This is a genomic window from Nitrosomonas sp. ANs5 (assembly GCF_050584665.1).
Classification (GTDB): domain Bacteria; phylum Pseudomonadota; class Gammaproteobacteria; order Burkholderiales; family Nitrosomonadaceae; genus Nitrosomonas.
Window position 1 is genome coordinate 1 of record NZ_JBEUDO010000052.1, and the last position, 19,344, is coordinate 19,344.

15 protein-coding genes are annotated in these 19,344 nt (G+C 53.5%); 7 read left to right on the forward strand and 8 right to left on the reverse strand.

Annotation, left to right across the window (positions count from 1 at the left end; all coding sequences use genetic code 11):
• Nucleotides 1-7: 7 nt before the first annotated feature.
• Nucleotides 8-958 carry an arsenic resistance protein gene (locus tag ABTW62_RS11305; protein WP_430904685.1) on the reverse strand — a complete coding sequence of 317 codons (951 nt, stop codon included), beginning with the start codon at nt 956-958 and terminating at the stop codon, nt 8-10.
• Nucleotides 959-1,326: 368 nt separating this feature from the next.
• Here ABTW62_RS11305 and ABTW62_RS11310 point away from each other — a divergent pair, with 368 nt between their 5' ends.
• Nucleotides 1,327-2,214, forward strand: a complete 888-nt coding sequence (locus ABTW62_RS11310; RefSeq protein ID WP_430904686.1) for a recombination-associated protein RdgC — start codon at nt 1,327-1,329, stop codon at nt 2,212-2,214.
• Between the two features lie 125 nt (nt 2,215-2,339).
• On the opposite strand, the gene ABTW62_RS11315 is transcribed toward ABTW62_RS11310, so the two are convergent.
• Complete coding sequence (locus ABTW62_RS11315; RefSeq protein ID WP_430904687.1) at nt 2,340-2,684, reverse strand: Spy/CpxP family protein refolding chaperone; 345 nt, start codon at nt 2,682-2,684, stop codon at nt 2,340-2,342.
• Nucleotides 2,685-3,125: 441 nt separating this feature from the next.
• Between ABTW62_RS11315 and ABTW62_RS11320 the strand changes: the two genes are divergently transcribed.
• The 4 genes from ABTW62_RS11320 to ABTW62_RS11335 are packed head-to-tail and all read left to right on the forward strand — an operon-like array spanning nt 3,126 to nt 9,547.
• Nucleotides 3,126-3,797: a CerR family C-terminal domain-containing protein gene (locus tag ABTW62_RS11320; protein WP_430904688.1), complete on the forward strand. Its 672-nt coding sequence runs from the start codon at nt 3,126-3,128 to the stop codon at nt 3,795-3,797.
• Nucleotides 3,785-5,182, forward strand: a complete 1,398-nt coding sequence (locus ABTW62_RS11325; protein ID WP_430904689.1) for an efflux transporter outer membrane subunit — start codon at nt 3,785-3,787, stop codon at nt 5,180-5,182. Before ABTW62_RS11320 ends, ABTW62_RS11325 begins: the two co-directional genes overlap by 13 nt.
• Nucleotides 5,175-6,392 (forward strand): efflux RND transporter periplasmic adaptor subunit, encoded by a 1,218-nt coding sequence (locus ABTW62_RS11330; protein WP_430904690.1) that lies wholly within the window; start codon nt 5,175-5,177, stop codon nt 6,390-6,392. Before ABTW62_RS11325 ends, ABTW62_RS11330 begins: the two co-directional genes overlap by 8 nt.
• Nucleotides 6,389-9,547 (forward strand): efflux RND transporter permease subunit, encoded by a 3,159-nt coding sequence (locus ABTW62_RS11335; RefSeq protein WP_430904691.1) that lies wholly within the window; start codon nt 6,389-6,391, stop codon nt 9,545-9,547. Before ABTW62_RS11330 ends, ABTW62_RS11335 begins: the two co-directional genes overlap by 4 nt.
• 18 nt (nt 9,548-9,565) lie before the next feature.
• Here ABTW62_RS11335 and ABTW62_RS11340 read toward each other — a convergent pair whose 3' ends face one another.
• Both ABTW62_RS11340 and ABTW62_RS11345 read right to left on the reverse strand, forming a co-directional pair.
• Complete coding sequence (locus tag ABTW62_RS11340) at nt 9,566-10,246, reverse strand: response regulator (RefSeq protein WP_430904692.1); 681 nt, start codon at nt 10,244-10,246, stop codon at nt 9,566-9,568.
• Nucleotides 10,243-11,700: an ATP-binding protein gene (locus ABTW62_RS11345; RefSeq protein ID WP_430904693.1), complete on the reverse strand. Its 1,458-nt coding sequence runs from the start codon at nt 11,698-11,700 to the stop codon at nt 10,243-10,245. Before ABTW62_RS11345 ends, ABTW62_RS11340 begins: the two co-directional genes overlap by 4 nt.
• 457 nt (nt 11,701-12,157) lie before the next feature.
• On the opposite strand from ABTW62_RS11345, the gene ABTW62_RS11350 reads away from it, so the two are divergent.
• The gene (locus ABTW62_RS11350) at nt 12,158-12,718 is read left to right on the forward strand and encodes a YqaA family protein (RefSeq protein WP_430904694.1); all 561 of its coding nucleotides are present in this window, start codon (nt 12,158-12,160) and stop codon (nt 12,716-12,718) included.
• Nucleotides 12,719-12,825: 107 nt separating this feature from the next.
• Here the strand turns inward: ABTW62_RS11350 and ABTW62_RS11355 are convergent, their stop codons facing one another.
• From ABTW62_RS11355 to ABTW62_RS11365, 3 genes are all read right to left on the reverse strand, one after another.
• Entirely contained in the window at nt 12,826-13,200 is a 375-nt protein-coding gene (locus tag ABTW62_RS11355; protein ID WP_430904695.1) for a YidH family protein, read from the reverse strand.
• 96 nt (nt 13,201-13,296) lie between these two features.
• Nucleotides 13,297-14,481, reverse strand: a complete 1,185-nt coding sequence (locus ABTW62_RS11360) for a carboxylate-amine ligase (RefSeq protein ID WP_430904696.1) — start codon at nt 14,479-14,481, stop codon at nt 13,297-13,299.
• Nucleotides 14,478-15,650 carry a M20 metallopeptidase family protein gene (locus ABTW62_RS11365; RefSeq protein WP_430904697.1) on the reverse strand — a complete coding sequence of 391 codons (1,173 nt, stop codon included), beginning with the start codon at nt 15,648-15,650 and terminating at the stop codon, nt 14,478-14,480. Before ABTW62_RS11365 ends, ABTW62_RS11360 begins: the two co-directional genes overlap by 4 nt.
• A gap of 326 nt (nt 15,651-15,976) precedes the next feature.
• On the opposite strand from ABTW62_RS11365, the gene ABTW62_RS11370 reads away from it, so the two are divergent.
• Nucleotides 15,977-17,689, forward strand: a complete 1,713-nt coding sequence (locus ABTW62_RS11370; protein WP_430904698.1) for a SulP family inorganic anion transporter — start codon at nt 15,977-15,979, stop codon at nt 17,687-17,689.
• Between the two features lie 65 nt (nt 17,690-17,754).
• On the opposite strand, the gene ABTW62_RS11375 is transcribed toward ABTW62_RS11370, so the two are convergent.
• A complete protein-coding gene (locus ABTW62_RS11375) occupies nt 17,755-19,017 on the reverse strand; it encodes a DUF2254 domain-containing protein (protein ID WP_430904699.1) in 1,263 nt (420 codons plus the stop codon).
• Nucleotides 19,018-19,344: the final 327 nt, after the last annotated feature.

Genomic DNA, 19,344 nt, shown 5'->3' on the forward strand with positions numbered 1-19,344 from the left:
GGACAGCCTAGCGGAAGAGTTTGCGTGGTACCCACCATAGGTAGAATGCCATCCCGAAGAGTTCAACCAGAGACTGCACTATAACCACCACGGCAGCGATCTCCCAGCCGGCAGGCAGCAACAAAGCGAGCGGCAAAACGACAAACGAATTGCGGGTACCCAGACTGAATGCCAGTGTGCGCCCCTGATCGGTTGGCAATACCATCCATCTGGCTAACCCCTTGGCAATCAAAGCAGCCAATAGCAGGAATGCCACGAATAACGGCACGATGACCGGGAAGAGGCTCAGGGCTTCGCTTACGGCATTGACTTGCGCCCCTGCGATCAGAAAAACAACCAGGGCCAGCAGTGGCACTGACCACCAGGCCAGCCGTTCACGCAGTTTCACACGGGCTGGCCGGGCCTCAATCCACCGTTCCGATACGACTGCTGCGATCAACGGCACGATAACGACAAGCAGGGCGGGCCATATTTCGGTGAAGCTTAGCGTAATTGCCAGATGGGTACCGAGCATGAGCCAGAGATAGACCGGCAAAAGTAGGAGCTGCAACAACAGGTTTAACGGCGTGACAGCGATGGCGCCAGGCACATTCCCACCACCCAGCTGGCTGAAAGTAATGAACCAGTCAGTACATGGCACCAGCAAAACCAACAGCACCCCAAGGCGTATGGCGGCATCGGCAGGCAGCCATTGAATGAGCGCCCAGGCCAGCAGGGGCAAGGCAATGAAGTTGCCCACCAGCATCGCAGCAACAAAGCGATGGTCGCGGAAAGCCTCACGCAAATGCAGTAGCGGCACCTGCGCAAAGGTCACATACAGAAGGCATACCAACACAGGCCATAGCAGCATTTCGAAGTATGGTGCAATGCCGGGCCAGACGCTGCCTACCAGCAAGCCGCCAATGATGGCTGACAGATAAATCCATACCTGTCGGCGTTCGAGAGTCAGACGATTCAAAGATGCACTCCCATCGGTTATGACAAATATCGAGTATCGATGCGAATAGCTTGTCCGATCAAGGCATGCTCCAATCGGGCACAAGGCCATTCCACGCAAAACCATATGCAGCGCCAAGATCGGTACAGGGAAATTCAAACAACGATGGCCGCTGCAACCGGTTTAGCGTAAGATTGTTTCCGTTTTCTGAGACGCCCCCTGCAAGTCAATTCTTTTACGATGAGCCATGAACCGATAGAATACACATCCGGCTACAGACGCTTCACTTGGCAACAGTATCTGGACCCTATGAGCGGTTAGATGATTGAGTCCAGATTTCTCATTTAGCCATCCATCCCCTAACAAATCAACGCTCCGATTCATACGACATGTGGTTCAAGAATTTACAAATATATCGTTTTACTGACTGGCAAGTCACGCCTGCCGAACTGGAGGAATTGTTATCCAAGCGTCCGCTACAGGCTTGTCTCAGCACGGAAATGCAGAGCCAGGGCTGGGTGCCACCCGGCATTGAAAAAGACCAGCTGGTCTATGCGCGCGGACAGCAAATGCTGATTGCACTCGGAACAGAGAAAAGATTATTGCCGGCTTCGGTCGTCAACCAGCTGGCCCAGACCCGAGCGCAGGAAATGGAAGCGCGGCAGGGATTCGCACCCGGCCGCAAACAGAAAAAAGAAATCAAGGAAGCCGCCTATTACGAATTGCTGGCGCGCGCATTCACTGTCCGCCAGGCCAATTATGCATGGATCGATCCGGTTGACGGCTGGTTTGTTATCGATAGCGCCAATATCGCCAAGGCGGATGGATTGACGGAAGCTTTGCTCAAATCGATGCCAAGCATCGCGCTGCGGCGCATCCGGACGACCTTGTCACCGACATCGGCCATGACGCGGTGGTTATCGGGCGATGAGCCGCCTGCTGCATTTTCGGTTGATAGCGATAGCGTATTCCGGAGCAGGGATGACAAGAAAGTCTCGGTGAGCTATACCCGGCACCCCCTCGATCCACAGGAAATCGCCAAGCATGTCGGCACCGGCAAGGAAGTGACCAAGCTGGCCATGGTCTGGGAAGACAGGATCTCTTTTGTGCTGGATGAGAATCTGCAGGTAAAACGGCTGACTTTGCTGGATATCAACGAGGAACCTGCCGAATCGGCCGAAGAACAGTTTGCTAGTAACTTCTTTCTGATGACCGAAGAACTCAAGCAATTGTTGCCCGATCTGATTGATGCAATGGGCGGTGAAGCCGCTGAATAGCGATTCAGCTACCAGATTGATACATTTCTAATATGTCTTGATTCAGGTTGCGTGAACGCACCCTGCATAGAAGGATGACACGCAGCGGCCACCCATATGGTAGCCGTTGCGGGATCAGGCTGGGTTTACTCGGAGGATTCCACTTTCTCCTGCTTGCGTGCCTGATGTTTTTCACGCCATTTCTCGTAACGGCGCTGCTTCATTTCTTCCAATTTGGAAAACTGCTCGGGCGTCAATATCGTTTGCAGCTCTGATTGGGTTTCCTCACGGATTGCCTTGAATTTCTGTTTCTGTTGTTTGAAGAGTGCTTCCATTTGGGCTTTCTGATCCTCGGTCAACGACAGTTCCTTTTCGAGCCGCTCCATCTTCTTCGCCCGATACTGTTGATGATCGTCTTTCTCGCTGGCGTATGCGACGGCCGACAAGGGAAGAACCAAGGCAAATACGATACCAAGTATTTTAGCGTTCATAATTGAGTCTCCTGGTTAATGAGTGAATCGATCGTGTTTATCGGCGCAGCATTCTGGCTGCGCTTGCAAACAACTTTACGCAGCAAATGCGTAAACATTTTGCAACGATTGTGAAAAAAATGTGAAAGTTGGCGCTGCCGCTACGCAATCACGATAGAACTGGATTAAAATCCCCGCGGGCCGAGTTGCCTCGTTCCACCGGGGATCTGGATCTGTCGCGGCGACCGTCAACCATTGAAAGTCAGAGTCCCATCATCCAGCTATAGTTCTGAAGAAGTTGTAACGGAACGTATCGATCACCGGCATCGTCCTATCCATTCAATCAAGCCTCAGCCAGCAATCATTGCCCGGTCTGACCGGCACGCTTCGAATGGCAATGTGCATTTGTCTAACAGACAATTTAAATATATATTTGAATCCTTTGTTTGAAAATAGGCCATGATGTCTCATTCACCACTAAAACCTTCCAAAACCAGGATGCGACTCATCGCTGCAGCCAGCCGAATTTTTGCTGAAAAGGGCTTCCAGGAAACAACGATTGCGGAAATCTGCAAACAAGCGCAAACCAATATCGCTGCGGTCAATTACTATTTCCGCGACAAGCAAAGCCTTTATCTTGAAGCCTGGCGCTATGCTTTTCATCAGGATCTTGCAATGCATCCGCCGGATGGCGGCATTGCAGCCGATGCCCCGCCCGAACAACGCCTGGCAGGCCGTATCCGCTCATTGATCGCCCGGATCGCCACCGATGATTCGCATTTTTTTGCAATCATCAATAAGGAAATGGCTCAACCGACCGCATTGCTCCCGGAAATTCTGGAAAAGGAAATCAATCCGCAGCGCCTGGCGATGCTTGCACTGATCAAGGAATGTCTGGGGTCTGAAGCGAACGACCAAACTATTCATTATTGCCACGCCAGCATCATCGGTCAGTGTTTTCATTTACTGAGAATCAAACATATTCAAAATAATTATCCGGCCATGAAAACCTGCCCGGAACTTGACGATTCGGCAGCCTATGCCGAACATGTCATAGGCTTTTCGCTCGCCGCCATCCACGCATTGCGCGACCGGCTCGAACACGGACATGGAGACAATCCATGGCCCTGTTGAAATATCCGGCCGTACTATTGCTTTGCCTGCTCAGCGCATGCAGCATCAAGCCCAAGGAATTCAACGTACCGGTGACATTGCCCACATCGTTCTCGATCAGCGGCAAGGAAACGTTACAGGATCGCTGGTGGCAGGATTTTAACGACCCGGCATTGAACCGTCTGATTGACACGGCACTGCAGCAGAATTTCAACCTGAGCGCCGCTTTCGAACGGCTCAAGCAGGCCCAGGCGATTGCCCGCAGGGCGGGTTCCGAGTTGATTCCTGCCATTAACGCGACATCCGGCGTGAGCCGAATCATGAGCGATGATGCAGCGACCGGCTCGTCGACTTTCGACAACTTTTCACTGGGCCTGGTTGCCAGCTATGAGCTTGATCTTTGGGGCCGGATCCGGGCCGGCAGGTATGCCGCCGAACAGGACGTCAGGGCTGTCGAACAGGATATCCATACCGCCGCAATCGCTTTGTCGGCTGAAATCGCGCACACCTGGTATCAATTGATCGAGCAGCAGAAGCAGCTTAATTTGCTCAATAATCAGATAGTCATCAACGAGGAATATGCCGATCTGGTTGAAGTCCGGTTCCGGGGCGGGCAGGCGACCGCCGCTGACGTGTTCCAGCAACGCCAATTGCTGGAAGGTGTGATCGGTGACCGCTATACCGTGCGCGCCAATATCGATGTCCTGAAGAACCGCCTGGCAGTATTGACCGGAGAAGCACCAGGCGCGCTGGAAATCATGGTCAGCGAGCATTTTCCCGATCTCACCGACCTGCCCGAAACCGGTTTGACCGCAAACCTGATTCAACGCCGCCCGGATGTACGCCGAGCCTATCACCGTTTGCAGGCCGCCAATCTCAGAGTTGCCGCCGCAGTGGCCGATCGTTTCCCGCGCATTGGCCTGTCCACCAGCCTCGACACCACCGCTCCCGATCTTCAGGCTTTCTTCAACAACTGGATTGCGACGCTTGCTGGCAATCTGGTGCTGCCACTGGTCGATGGCGGACGACGGGTTGCCGAAGTCGAGCGGACCAGAGCGGTAACGGAAGAAGCGCTCAATCTATACGGACAAAGCGTGCTGCAATCGCTTGCGGAAGTTGAGAATGCCCTCGCCCAGGAAACACGGCAACGCGAGCGCCTGGATAGTCTGAAACAGCAGCTGCGTTATCTGAGCGAAGCCAACGACAATATTCGCATCCGTTCCGCCTATGGCGTTTTCGACTTTCTGCGCGTGCTCTCGACCCTGAACAGTTTGCAGGCGATGGAGCGCACATTGATTCGCGCCGAACGTGAACTGGTCGATTTCAGGATCCAGCTCTACCGTTCGCTGGCAGGCGGATGGCCGCTCGCACAACCCTCAGCAATCAGAATAATCAATAATGATTAAGTTTCTTAAAAAGCTATTCGTCCTGTTCCTGTCGCTATCAATCATTGCCGTAGCCGGCTCACTGTCATATTACTGGCTGACCAACAAACCCAGAGCCGAACGCAAACCCGTGACTGTCCCTGCCCCGCTGGTCGAAGTGATCACACCGGACGCTATCGATCACCAGGTGACGGTCTTCGCACTGGGCAATGTGATCGCTTCACAAAGCGTTAATCTCAATTCGCAAGTGGATGGCATGGTCATGTCGGTCAGCGAGAATTTCATTGAGGGCGGCTTATTGAAGAAAGGCGAGGAAATCGTCAGGCTCGATCCAACCGATTACAAATTACGTCTGCGCCAGGCGCAGGACGACCTGGTGCGGGCCAAATTCAATTTGAAACTGGAACTGGGTCAGCAGGCGATCGCGCAACGTGAATACCAGTTGCTCGGCGAAGAACTGGACGAGCTGGCAAAGGAACTGGTGCAACGCAAACCCCATCTGGAAGCTTCCAAATCGGCACTGGATGCCGCCCAGGCAGCGCTCGAGCAGGCCCGGCTGAGCCTGCAGCGCACGCGTACCATCGCACCTTTCAATGCAGTCGTCAGCGAACGCAACGCCAACATCGGTTCCTGGGTATCGACTTTCTCAACTGGTACACCGCTGGTGCAGCTGGTTGCGACCGATACTTTCTGGATCGATGTCTCGATACCGCTCAACAAATTGAACTGGATCGATATTCCAGGCTTCAACGGCGAACAGAGTGCTGCCGTGACCCTCAGTTACGAACAGGTCTGGGGCGCAGGCGCTTTCAGGACTGGCAAGGTCAAGCGGCTCAAGCCCGGCGTGGAACCGGAAGGCCGCATGGCCAAGCTAATTGTCGAAGTGGAAGACCCGCTGGGACTCAAGCCCGCCAACAAAACCGCGCCACGCTTGATACTGGGCACGCTGGTACAGGTCGCGATAGCCGGAAAGACGCTCAACAATGTGCTGCCACTTCCTGAAACCATGCTGCATGATGGCAATCAGCTGTGGCTGATGACCGAACAAAACAGGCTGGATATCGTCACCGTCGAACCGCTCTGGAACGAGCAAGGTTTCGTCTATCTGAGTGCGGCAGCACTGCCGGCCCAGCCCCGCATCGTCAGCAGCAATTTGCCCGCTCCGGTTCAAAACATGCGGTTACGCACGCATGAACCGGAGCCGCTCAACCCGACCACCAGGCAACCATGATACCCACCGCACAAAATTCGAAACATGCAGGCCCGATCGCCTGGATGGCTGGTCATACCGTTGCCGCCAACCTGGCAATGGCTGTATTTCTGATTGGGGGCTTTTTATTTCTGCTCGGCATGCGACAGGAAGTATTTCCCGAGTTTGAAATCGATACTGTCAGCATCAGTGTCGCATACCCCGGAGCCAGCCCGGAGGAAATCGAAAGCGGGATTATTCTGGCGATAGAAGATGCCATTGGCGGACTTGAAGGCATCGATCAAATCAATTCTTCGGCCCAGGAAGATGTCGGCACTGTCATCGTCGATGCACTGAGAGGCACCAACATGCAAAGGTTGGTGCAGGAAATCCAGAGGGAAGTTGACCGCATCACGACCTTCCCGCTCGATGCTGAAAAACCGCAAGTGGCCGTATCCGCCCGCAGGCGCGAGGTGATATCGATTGTTCTGTACGGCAATGCTCAGGAAAACGTGCTGCACGAACTGGCCGAACAGTTTCGGGATCAACTGCTGCAAGATCCGGGTATTACCCAGATCGACCTGAGCGGCATCAAGCCGATGGAAATTGCGATTGAGGTTTCCCAGGAAGAACTGCGGCGCTACCGGCTGTCGCTGGGCGAGATCGCACAACGCATCACCGCTGCCAGTATCGACCTGCCAAGCGGCAGCGTCAAAACCGACAGCGGCGAAATTCTGATACGCGTCAAGGAGCGGCGTGAATATGGGCGGCAATTCGCGCATCTGCCGATCGTCACCACAGCAGACGGTAGCCAGATCAAGCTAGGCGATATTGCCCGCGTCAACGACGGTTACGATGAGAGCGATTATTACGCGACGTTCAATAACAAACCAGCGGTCATGATTCAGGTTTTCAGCGTCGGAGAACAAACGCCAATTCAGATCTCTGAATCCGTCAAACGCATGATTGAACAAATCGGTCCCGAACTTCCCGACGGGATCACCGCAGAAATCCGTCGTGACCGATCAGTGGAATATTCGCAGCGCATCGATCTGTTGTTGCGCAACAGCGCACTGGGCCTGTCTCTGGTGTTCATCATGCTGGCGCTATTTCTGGAGTTGCGGCTGGCGTTCTGGGTCATGATGGGCATCCCGATCGCTTTTCTCGGCTCCTTCCTGGTTCTGCCTGGCATTGGGGTCAGCCTGAACATGATTACGCTGTTCGCGTTCATCATCGCGCTGGGGATTGTAGTCGATGACGCGATCATTATCGGTGAGAATATCTATCACTACCGGCAGGAAGGCCTGACAGCGATCGATGCCGCGATCAGGGGCGCGCGCGAAATGGCAATGCCGATCACCTTCAGCATTCTGACCAATATTGCCACTTTCATGCCGTTGCTGTTCATACCCGGCATCATGGGCAAAATCTTTTACATGATTCCGCTGGTCGTCATCACAGTCTTCCTGCTATCACTGGTGGAGAGCCTGTTCGTTCTGCCGAACCACTTGAGTCGCCTGCAGCCGATGAAACGACATGGGATCCGGGCCTGGATACACCATCAGCAGCAAAAATTCAGCCATGGCTTCAGACATTGGACCCATCATGGCTATGGTCCTTTCCTCGAACTGGCGCTGAAACATCGCTATTTGACCGTAATCGCCGCCTTCGCCTTATTGATTGCAACGCTTTCCTACGCGATCAGCGGGCGTATGGGCATGACACTGTTTCCCAAGATCGAGTCCGACTATGCCCAGGTCACTCTGGTCATGCCATTCGGGACGCCGGTTGCCAAAACCGAGGCCATCGCCAGTTATCTGTCGGCAACCGCACGGCGTGTGGCAGACAACACGCCCGGCGGCGATCAACTGCTGACCGGTATTTTTGCCGAAATCGGCACCTCCGATAACCAAAGAACGCTCGGCAGCCATCTGGCCCGCGTCCAGGCCTATCTGGCACCGCCGGAGATACGCGAGAAAATCATGAGTACCGAGCAATTCAGCGATCGTTGGCGTGAAATGACCGGTGATATTCCCGGCATCGAATCGATTCTGTTCGAATCGGATGCCGGGGGACCGGGCTCGGGCGCTGCGATCACGATTGAATTGAATCATCGGGATATCAGCGTATTGGAACAGGCCAGCCAGCAACTGGCCGATGCACTGAGCGCCTATCCGATTGTCAACGATGTATCGAGCGGCTTTGCCAGCGGCAAGGAACAGCTGGACTTTACACTGCTGCCAGCAGGCCGCAGTCTTGGACTGACAGCCGAGAATGTCGCACGCCAGATTCGCAACGCCTTTTTTGGCGCCGAGGTACTACGCCAGCAACGGGGACGCAATGAAATCAAAATCATGGTCAGATTGCCCCAGGCGGAACGCATGTCGGTACAAAACGTCGAGAACCTGATGCTGTGGACGCCGGCGGGTGTTGAAATCCCGCTCACCGAAGCCGTGCGCATTGAACGGGGGCGGGCCTATACCGAAATCAACCGCCGTGATGGCCGCCGCAACGTTCAAGTCAAATCGGGCGTCACACCACGCAGCAAAGCCGGTGAAATCCTGAATGACCTGGAAGCTACCGAATTACCCCGCCTGAAAGAAGCATTTCCAGGCCTGCAATACAGCTTCCAGGGAAGACAGGCCGAAATGGCGGACAGCATGAACAGTCTCAAGCTCAGCTTCGTGCTGGCATTGCTGGCAATTTATACCATGCTGGCCATTCCGTTCCGCAGCTACATCCTGCCTTTGATCGTCATCGTCAGCATTCCTTTTGGCATCATTGGCGCGATTTTCGGCCATCTGCTGATGGGATTCGATCTCAGCATTCTCAGCATGCTGGGCATCGTTGCGCTGTCTGGTATCGTTGTCAACGATTCGCTGGTGTTGATCAATTATGCGAACACGCTGCGCGCTGGCAGTCTCGAATCACCGCTGCAAATCATCAAGACCGCCAGTATTCAACGCTTCAGGCCGATACTGCTAACCACGCTGACCACTTTCTGCGGGTTGATGCCGATGATCCTGGAAACCTCCCGGCAAGCCAGAATGCTGATTCCGATGGCGATTTCGATCGGTTTCGGAATCGTGTTCGCAACATTGATCACCCTGGTGCTGATTCCATCCTTGTATTTGGTCGTTGAGGACATCCGCAATCTGCTGCGGAGAAATAAAGCGGTGCATCAAGTCCAGGAATAACCCCCTATTCCAGCCACGCTATTCGCCTTGCTGCGGGTCATAGCGATAGCCCGCACCATAAACGGAATGAATGATTTCCTTATCCGGCAGCAGCTCGCTCAGTTTCTTTCTCAATTTCTTGATATGGCTGTCGATGGTCCGATCGGAAACGATCCGTTGGTCCTGGTAAATCAAGTCCATGAGTTTGGAACGTGAAAAAATGCGCCCCGGTTGCTGATACAGTGTATGGAACAGCTGGAATTCCACTGTTGTCAATTCAACCTCCCGCCCTTCGTACTGTACCTTGAAGCTTTGCGGGCAAAGCCCGATTGCCTGCTCGGTGGCGTTTATGGTGGCCGGCTGCAATCTGCGCAAGACAGCCTTTACGCGGGCGACCATTTCCCTCGGGCTGAAGGGCTTGCAAATATAATCATCGGCACCCATTTCCAGGCCAAGCAGGCGGTCAACCTCTTCAATCCGCGCGGTCACAATGATAATCGGCACCTGACTGAAACGGCGAATGTCGCGGCAAATATCGAGCCCATCCCGGCCCGGCACCATCAGATCAAGCAACACCAGATCAACCATGTTGTCCTTCAACCAGGGGACGACAGCCAGGCCATCACTCAAGCAGTGGGTTTCCATTCCGGCATGACGCAGGTAATCCGCTTCCAGTTGCGCCAGTTTGGGTTCGTCCTCGACGATCAGAATGCGGTTCATGGCACGATCGGCAGGGAAACAATCATCGCCAGACCACCGAGTGCGGAAGGAGATGCCTGCAGCGTGCCCTCATGCGCCTTGACAATATTGCTGCAAATGGCCAGTCCCAGACCGGCACCCCCCAGATGCCGGTTACGTGAGGCATCCACACGGTAGAAACGATCGAACAAATGCTGGATATCCTGCCTGGATACGCCGGGGCTGCTGTCAGCCAGCTGGATCACCAGCTTATCCGCCAGGCGCTGAATCGTGATTGCCACTTGCCCGCCCGGATCGGTGTGATTGAGACTGTTCGTCAGCAGATTGCGGAACAGTTGTGATAAGCGATCGGGGTCGGCATTGATCGATAAGGGCCTGGTCAGGCGATTGATCCAATTGACGCTGATGTGCTTGTTGGTAAAATCATGCATGAATGCAGCAAGGTCTTCCTGCAATATCGGCACTGGATCAAGCACGATCTTCCGATAACTCAAAGCACCTTGATCCGACAACGACAGTTGATAAAGATCTTCGGTCAAACGGTTGAGACGCATGACATCGCCTGACAGCGACTTGATCGCCTCGGCAGTCAACGGACGCACTTCGTCCATGATCGCTTCCAGCTCGCCTCGCAATACTGCCAGCGGTGTGCGCAGTTCATGCGAAATATCCGCCACCCAACGCCTGCGGCTTTGCTCGGCCTGCTCCAGGGCGGCGGCCATGTCATTAAAATTGCGTGCCAGCTGACCCATCTCGTCGCTCGATTCGACTGGCAGCCTGGCCGCATAATCGCCTGCAGCCAGCTTTCTCGTCGCCGCTGTGATGCGTTTCAGCGGCCGACCGAGATGATAGGCCAGAAACCAGGCAATTAAGGCAGAGAGCAGCACCATAACCAAAGCGACCCAGAAGAATAAATTGGTCTGCCGTTCCATAAAATAAATATCGCTGGCTTGTATGACCGGCTTGCCGGGTAACAGGCCCAGGAAGCCGACAGTTTTCTGATCATGCCGGATAGGGTATAAATCTGCCTGGGACAGCAACGCTTCCCGCCCGAACAGGATTGTTCGGTCGGCATCCAGCAACATCACGCGCAAACCGAACGGCGTCCATCTTTTTCTGCTATTTTCAGGCAGGCTGGCAGGTGGCCACGATTGCTCGGGCTCCTGTTGAGCCTGTTCGATCACCCATACCGGCGGATGATGACGGTGCGGGTCAGCATGCCAGAGCAATGCAATCCAGTTGCGCTTGTTTCCGGCCAGATTCTGCCAGCCCTGATTGTGGGCGTAGTGTTCTGCCAGCACATCGAGAATTTTATCCAACCGCTCCTGCTGTCTTTGCTCAACAAATTCGGTGAATCCTTTTTCGAGCGACCAGCGGGTAAACACATGCATCCCCAGCACCACCAGTAAAGTCGTCAGCAGGAAAGTTAGAAATAATTTGATCCGGATGGACATGGCGTAATACTCATTTTGCATACAAAACCCAGTTGTGCCGGGCATAACATGTTCCTGCAAACCAGTTCAGTTGACCGTTTACTTGCGCTTGTTATACTGCATGCCTGCTGACAGCTTGCCTTTGGCAGGCCTGTTCGCAAAGTACCCCACGCTGCAGTGCCGGGCACCCATCGAATGCACAGTCATGCTTCCGGATGATTGTCTTGAGAAATTGTGCAAGAAATATGAACCGGCTTGGACTGACAGCGGCCGGTAGCACGACGGCTGAACCCAAGGCAGGCAATCTATAAAAACAAGTTTTTCTCAATCAAGCTATCATCTGGCTGGTTAGCACTGCAAGTAATATGGTGGCCAATTTCCAATCAATATATTTTTCGATCGATATCCCGGGAGCGGCGATAATCATTGCCTCGTCAATAGCTTTGCACAATGATGAGGCAATCAATATTTCCCCGGGATTCCAAATGGAGGGTCATGCATGATCGGTGACAACCTGATCAAAGCTGTTATCGCGGTTGTGGTGTTTATTCTCGTCACCTTGGCGCTTGGGTATTGGCTCGAGAATGAGTTGACAATGACCACCACCTGGGTTGTTGACAAAATCGGCTTCTTCGGCCTCGGCCTGATCCTGCTGGTAACGGATACGCTGATCACACCCTTCCCGCCGGATATCCTGCTATTGGTCATCGCCAAGAGTCCGCTGGCCGAACAATGGCAGTCTTATGTACTGATACTCGGCATGATTTCCTGCCTTGCCGGCATGCTCGGCTGGGGTATTGGCCGCTGGCTGGGACGTTTTGAATTCGTTAAACGCACTTTTGGTGATTTCAAAGCGGAACATCGCGAGTTCATCCGCCGCTACGGGTTCTGGGCCGTTGTGATCGGATCGATCACGCCCTTCCCATTTTCGGTCACTTGCTGGACAGCGGGCATGATGGAATTGCATTGGATTACCGTGCTCGCAGCCGCGATATCATTCCGGATTCCCCGCTTCTTCTTTTACTACTGGCTGATCACCTCGACTGGCAATTGGATTTGAACGCCGGCATGTTTCATGCATGATGCTCAAACTGACAACCATCCTGGTACAACCTGCCGCAACATTCATGCTTTTGTTTCCCCGCCCACCCATTACCCGGGAAACTTTCAGTGCATATATCCGATTACCAGGATGATGATGAGAAACAAGCCCAGTACAGCAATTATGCTATTGACGCCAAGCCCCCATCTGGCTGCATAACCCGGTGGAAACTCGACTGGTTTCAATGTACGCAGCACGATCGAGTACTGACGGGCGGAAAAGGCTGAAGCAAAACAGCCCAAAGCGATGAAAAATATGCCTACCCAGAATGTCAAAGCAACCTGGGCAGCATGCACGCTGTCGGGGGCAATGGCTTCCATCAGTAGGCCGGCGCGCTCGACGATAAAACCAAAAGCGATTAATGAAAGACTCGTCCTGTTCCAGGCCAGCAAGGTACGCTCCGCCGCAAACAACACTCTTGGATCTTTGAGATCAGACACTATTTCTCCTCGTTACGAATTTGGGATCGAAAACGCACGTATTTTACAGTTGTATTGCACCTGATCATTGACCAAGCGATCTTGGCGGCGGCACGGTCACCTCCGCGAGCCTTTTGGCATGACCAACGAACCCTGACAATCAGTCAAAATGGTCTCCAGCCCATGGTCGAATTGACCAACTAGCGCAGCCACCACGTCGAACAATGAACCCGCTCCCTGGAAAATATCGCGCTGCCGGATATAACCGATGCCATTGCCGATCACCCGGCGATTCAGCTGCTCGAGATAATCCGCTTCACCCAGTTCCGCGGCTACCGCCATCAAGTCCCGGCACAACTCAAGCCAAACCGTGCGCAGTGGTTTGACTTCCCCCAGGGGTGAATAGACAAAATTGGCACCAATTCCCAGCCGGGTCGCCTGATAGTGGTTCTCCTTTTCCAACCACCAGGGCAGTGCCGGGACCGTGCAAGCTGCAGACCAAGAAGTCTCTCTTTGTCGCAGGAGATAAACCGCCAGCACATGGACAAGTGCAGCGAGCGATGCCGCTTCGGCAATGGTCGTCTGGGCATCCATCACTCTCACTTCGACTGTCCCATAATAGGGACAAGGCCGGATATCCCAGTGGATATCACGAATATGGTTGAATACACCGGCCTGAGAAACAGTGGCAAAAAACTCGTCGAACTGCTGCCAGCTCTCGAAGGAAGGAGGAATACCATAACTGCGGGAAGCTGACAGGATCCGATGCCGGTATGAAGCAAAATCGCTCTCGCAGCCGCGCCAGTAGGGTGAGTTGGCGGAAACCGCAATCAACAGCGGCAGAAAAGATTTGAGATGACGCATGACATAGATGGCATCTTCACCGGATGCCATACCAACATGCACATGGGTGGCGTAGGTAATCTGATTGTGGCTGATGTAGCCACCCTCCCGCTCCATCATCTGGTAGCGGGGCAAAGGTGTGATCGTCGCCTGGCGCTGGCAAAAGGGATGGGTGCCAGCGCCACACAGGCGCATGCCCATTTGCAAGGCATTCTCCCTGAGTCCCAGCGCAATACGCTGCAAATCCGCCTCGACTTCGGTCGCGTTCTTACAGATTCTGGTAGCAATCTCGACGGTATTTTGAATGAACTCGGGTTTGATGTAGAGGTTGTCCGGGTAGATCTCAAGCAGCGGGATGATGCCATCGACCAGGTCAAGGGAATGCTGATCGAGGAGTTGCAATTCCAGCTCCACCCCCAGGGTAAAAGGCTCTGAAGCAATGAAATCGAGCGTGGTCATTGCGAGTAGGTATGTGCCGCCTCGCGCACCACCTCAGCAAAATACTTGGCGCCCACCTCCAGCACACCCTCATGGATATCGAAATCAGGACTGTGCAACGGGATGTATTCATGCTCCGATTTACGTGCGCCAAGCCGGACATAGCATCCCGGAATTTTTTCCAGATAATAGGAAAAATCTTCCGACCCCATGCTGGGATAATCCATTGTCATCATCCCGGCATGCCCCACAATCCGCTCGGCAGCCCGGTAGGCGATGCGGCTTTCCTGCTCGGTATTCACTACCGGCGGGTAACCTTCCTGAATATCTACCTCGATTTTGGCGTTGTGCAGTATTTCCAGCGCTTTCGCCATGCGCTTGATACCGGCATGGATATGCTCACGCACTTCCGGCAAGGTGGTACGGATGGAGCCTTCCAGCTCGGCGGTCTCGGCAATGACGTTGGGCGCGCTGCCCGCACGCACGGTACCGATAGTGATCACTGAAGGGAAAATCGGATTAATTTCCCGGGATACCAATGTCTGTAGGGTGGTGATAAGCAGACCAACAACAATCACGGCGTCGACTGCTTCGTGAGGTCTCGCCCCGTGCCCGCCACGCCCCCGGATACGAATCGAAAAACGATCTGATTGCGCGGTAATCACACCACTGGCCACCATAATCTCGCCCAACCGGTAATGGTGTGTGACATGACCGCCAAAAATGGCTTTCACGCCCTTGAAGGCGCCCGACTTCAGTACCACTCTGGCACCGCCGCCCCTCTCCTCGGCCGGTTGAAATACCAATAATACATGACAGGGAGGCGGATCCCGTTTCAGCAACGCGGCCGCCCCCAGCAGCATGGCCATATGGGCATCGTGGCCACAGGCGTGCATCTTGCCTTCAATGGTGGAAGAGAATGGCAGGCCAGTGGCTTCGCTGCCAGGCAATGCGTCCATTTCCGCCCGCAAAGCTATGGTCGGCGCATCGGCATCCGGTACCGCCAGCCGGCCCACCACACCGCCACCGACGCCACCGTATTCATAGGGAATGCCCAATTGCTCGAGTTCTGCCATGATCATACGAGCGGTATCAGCCTCCTCAAAGGCGAGCTCTGGATGGCGGTGAAACATTCGTCGCCGCTCCACCATCCACTGATGGAGTGATTGCATGGTATCCAATGGTTGCATCGCCCCTCCGTTCGCTCAGGCAGATTGGCAATTGAATGACGGATACAGGCCGGTAACCGCTACCGCCTATCCGATCTTTCAGGCGAGTGTACAAAAATCAATCTACGCAAAGTCAAATGGATTGTCAAACAGGTTATGCGCCAATCAGCAAGCTGTCAGGCTGTCATACCCACCACCGGCGCAGCCAGACCGGGATAAGGCGAAATGAATAATTCATTGACAGACAAATCAATACAGCGTACAGAAATAGACACCTGATCTGTAGAACCAGGTAATTATCACCAATAATCGTTCCGCACACTTTTGGCATTAAGGTGAAAAAGAAAATGAAAAACTTCATCCCTCTGTTGTCTTGGTTACCCAATTACGACCAGGCGAACCTGCGCGGAGATATATCAGCAGGTTTAACTGTTGGCGTCATGCTCATCCCGCAAGGCATGGCCTATGCGATGCTGGCCGGTCTCCCACCCATTTACGGGTTGTATGCGTCCCTGGTTCCGCTGTTCCTGTATGCGTTATTTGGCACTTCACGACAACTCGCGGTGGGCCCGGTTGCAATGGTCGCATTGATGGTTGCCGCAGGTGTCGGCACGATTGCCGAACCCGGGACGGATGCCTATATCGCATATGCCATCCTGCTGGCATTCATGGTGGGAATGATACAGCTCAGTATGGGCCTCCTACGCATGGGATTTCTCGTCAATTTTCTATCCCATCCGGTCATTACCGGCTTTACCTCCGCAGCCGCGATCATTATCGCTTTCAGTCAACTTCAACATTTGCTCGGCATTCCCTTGCCTCAGACCAACCAAATCCACGAAATTGTATCGCTTGCAATACATGAGCTCGAGGCTGTCAATATCCCGACATTGTTGTTGGGCGGTTCAAGCATCGCGGGTATTCTGTTGTTGAAAAAATGGAAGAAAAATTTTCCTGCACAATTGTTTGTGGTCGTACTCGGAATTCTCGTCGTCTGGTTGTTCGGGTTGGGCGAACAAGGGGTACGCATCGTCGGGGATGTCCCTGATGGCTTGCCGGCATTCACCAAGATCGATATCGATGTCGACAGCATGCATGCCCTGCTCCCCATAGCCCTTGCTATTTCATTGGTCAGCTTCATGGAGTCGATTGCCGTCGCCAAGGCCATGGCCCAACGGCATCGGAATTACAAACTAGATTCGAATCAGGAGCTTATCGGCCTAGGTGCCGCCAATATTGGCGGCGCGTTCTTTCAATCTTTTCCGGTGACGGGCGGTTTCTCGCGTACGGCTGTCAATGATCAGGCCGGCGCAAAAACAGGGCTTGCCGCCATCATCAGTGCAGCACTGATCGGCATCACCTTGCTCTTTCTGACGCCCTTGTTTTCCAATCTGCCGAATGCAATACTCGCTGCTATCATATTGGTGGCGGTATTTGGGTTGATCGACATTAAGGAAATGAAATTTCTCTGGCATACCAAGCGTGAAGATTTTGCCATGTTTGCGGTGACCTTCTTCGCTACTCTGCTGATCGGTATCGAAGAAGGCATTGCGACAGGGGTGGTGTTATCGCTGGTGATGGTAGTGTATCGCAGCACTCGGCCGCATGTTGCTGTACTCGGCCGATTGCCCGACACCAATACTTATCGCAATATCAAACGATTCCCGCAAGTCATACAGCACGACGATTTGTTGATCCTCCGATTCGATTCGCAACTGTATTTCGCCAATGTCGAATACTTCAAAGAAATATTGCAAAAGCTTGAGGAAGAAAAAAAAGCTCCGCTGAAATCGGTCATTATTGACGCGGCCAGCATGTCATCGATAGATACCAGTGGCATACATGCACTGAAGGAAGTGATCGACGATTATAAAGAACGCGGCATTACGCTTTATCTGACAGGCGTCATCGGGCCTGTGCGCGATCTGCTAAAACGCGCGGACATCATCCATTATCTCGGTGAAGAACATTTCTTTCTGGATATCAAGGAAGCGGTTACCCGCCATGAAGGCGTCCAGATAGCACCCGCAAAGGATTACGCTTTACAGACATCCGAATGAATCCATGCCGTCTGACAGAGGATTATCTTTTCACCCCGAAACTTACCCAGGTTGAGTATTTTGCCTCACCACTTGGCTGCCCTGCGCACTCGCGCGCGATCTTCTGCCAGCGTGATCGCCTGCTCCGCGCGCTTCAACGCTAACCGCGAGTGCTGTTTAGCCGCTTGCCGTAAGTCAGTGTCATTCTCCATGGCCAGCGCATGAAATGCTTTTTGCAGACGCACCGCAACTTCGACCAGCGCCGCACCATCCCGGGCTATCGCCGTAAAGGCATCATCAAACATGTCATGGACCGAAATCGCTGGCACGCTTACCCGGTCATATAGCGGTTCTTCAGCATCACTTTCCCCGATCTGTCCGCTCCAGCACACAAACAGTCTTACCAACCTGCCAATAACATCGATTGCCGTACCAGGATCATTGACGGCAGGTGATAACGCATGACTTGCAATTTCAGACAAGACGATCAGTCCAAACCGCGGATCATCATTGAAAAGACGGGTACTGCCAAGCTGGAAAGCTTCGGCCACTTGCCTGTGATGCCTGTCAGCTGACGCGCCACTGCCGGTATAGACATATACCAATGCCCGGCTGGGCGTGACAAACGCACCTGGCAGAGCCATCACGACCACCCGCCCCTCTATCTGCTCAGCATAGGCCTGGAGCGCGGCAACATCCACCTGCTGCAGGTAACCCACCTCGGTCGCATAGACCGGCTCTCCCGCAATGGGCTGTGTAGCTATCGGCACGCCACCCAGTAATGGCGCATTCCGCAGCCGCGTCAGTGCCTCCGCCGTCACCTGCTCGACCTTGTCAATGGTCGATCCCATGCGCCCCAGGCGCGCTATGCGGTCCACCCAGCGGACAAAAGTCACAATCACCAACGCAAATACCAATACCATCAGGAGAAAAAGAGCAAAAAGACCGTCTTCCTCGAAATAGTTGTTCTTCACAGCCGCCAGCGAGACAATGCTGAATATAAATGCACCAATGAAAGTTGAAAGCGCATTCTGTGATACATCGTCAGCGATCACTAGCGAAAAGCTGCGTGGCGAGGCAGTGTTGCTTGCCGAGGCATAGGCCGACACCATCGCTGCCACTGCAAACGTGGCGATAACCAACATACTGGAAGCCATGATTGAAAGCAAAGCCGCGATCGTGTCCACATTGATGATGATGGCAACATACTGTACAAGCGGAATCGCATCCGTGAGTCTGGCTAAAAATACCCCAAGGATAGACAACAGGCAAATCAAGAGGGGCTTTACCCACAACCGCTCACGAACCCTTGACAGCAAAAACCGCAACCGGTCTCTCGATAAGATCATGGCAAGGCACACTCCTGGTTACAAGGCTAATTCAATAATCCCGGCTTTTTGCGATCAACCACCTGTACTCACACACTATAAAATCTCAGCTCGGCAGGCTTTAACGTGCAGCTTTCAAGAGAAAGACTGCAATACTGAATGTGCCTGCCGAGACGTATCATTACTCTGCAAAACAGGCACACACAACCATTCACTCCTGGCTATTGTGCGAAAAAACATGCGGAATATTGCAAGCTAGTACTCGGTTCCGTCAATTAGCTTACAAATAAAATCGATGGATTCGCCTGCCAGGCTAGGCGCAAACCGCAGTCATAGCCGTAGCTATGG

What these genes read in the sequence shown, in the direction of transcription:
- ABTW62_RS11360 (WP_430904696.1), bottom strand. Translation starts at nt 14,481, where the DNA reads ATGACCACGCTCGATTTCATTGCTTCAGAGCCTTTTACCCTGGGGGTG.
- ABTW62_RS11310 (WP_430904686.1), top strand. Translation starts at nt 1,327, where the DNA reads ATGTGGTTCAAGAATTTACAAATATATCGTTTTACTGACTGGCAAGTC.
- ABTW62_RS11335 (WP_430904691.1), top strand. Translation starts at nt 6,389, where the DNA reads ATGATACCCACCGCACAAAATTCGAAACATGCAGGCCCGATCGCCTGG.
- ABTW62_RS11350 (WP_430904694.1), top strand. Translation starts at nt 12,158, where the DNA reads ATGATCGGTGACAACCTGATCAAAGCTGTTATCGCGGTTGTGGTGTTT.
- ABTW62_RS11345 (WP_430904693.1), bottom strand. Translation starts at nt 11,700, where the DNA reads ATGCAAAATGAGTATTACGCCATGTCCATCCGGATCAAATTATTTCTA.
- ABTW62_RS11325 (WP_430904689.1), top strand. Translation starts at nt 3,785, where the DNA reads ATGGCCCTGTTGAAATATCCGGCCGTACTATTGCTTTGCCTGCTCAGC.
- ABTW62_RS11340 (WP_430904692.1), bottom strand. Translation starts at nt 10,246, where the DNA reads ATGAACCGCATTCTGATCGTCGAGGACGAACCCAAACTGGCGCAACTG.
- ABTW62_RS11370 (WP_430904698.1), top strand. Translation starts at nt 15,977, where the DNA reads ATGAAAAACTTCATCCCTCTGTTGTCTTGGTTACCCAATTACGACCAG.
- ABTW62_RS11320 (WP_430904688.1), top strand. Translation starts at nt 3,126, where the DNA reads ATGTCTCATTCACCACTAAAACCTTCCAAAACCAGGATGCGACTCATC.
- ABTW62_RS11315 (WP_430904687.1), bottom strand. Translation starts at nt 2,684, where the DNA reads ATGAACGCTAAAATACTTGGTATCGTATTTGCCTTGGTTCTTCCCTTG.
- ABTW62_RS11375 (WP_430904699.1), bottom strand. Translation starts at nt 19,017, where the DNA reads ATGATCTTATCGAGAGACCGGTTGCGGTTTTTGCTGTCAAGGGTTCGT.
- ABTW62_RS11330 (WP_430904690.1), top strand. Translation starts at nt 5,175, where the DNA reads ATGATTAAGTTTCTTAAAAAGCTATTCGTCCTGTTCCTGTCGCTATCA.
- ABTW62_RS11365 (WP_430904697.1), bottom strand. Translation starts at nt 15,650, where the DNA reads ATGCAACCATTGGATACCATGCAATCACTCCATCAGTGGATGGTGGAG.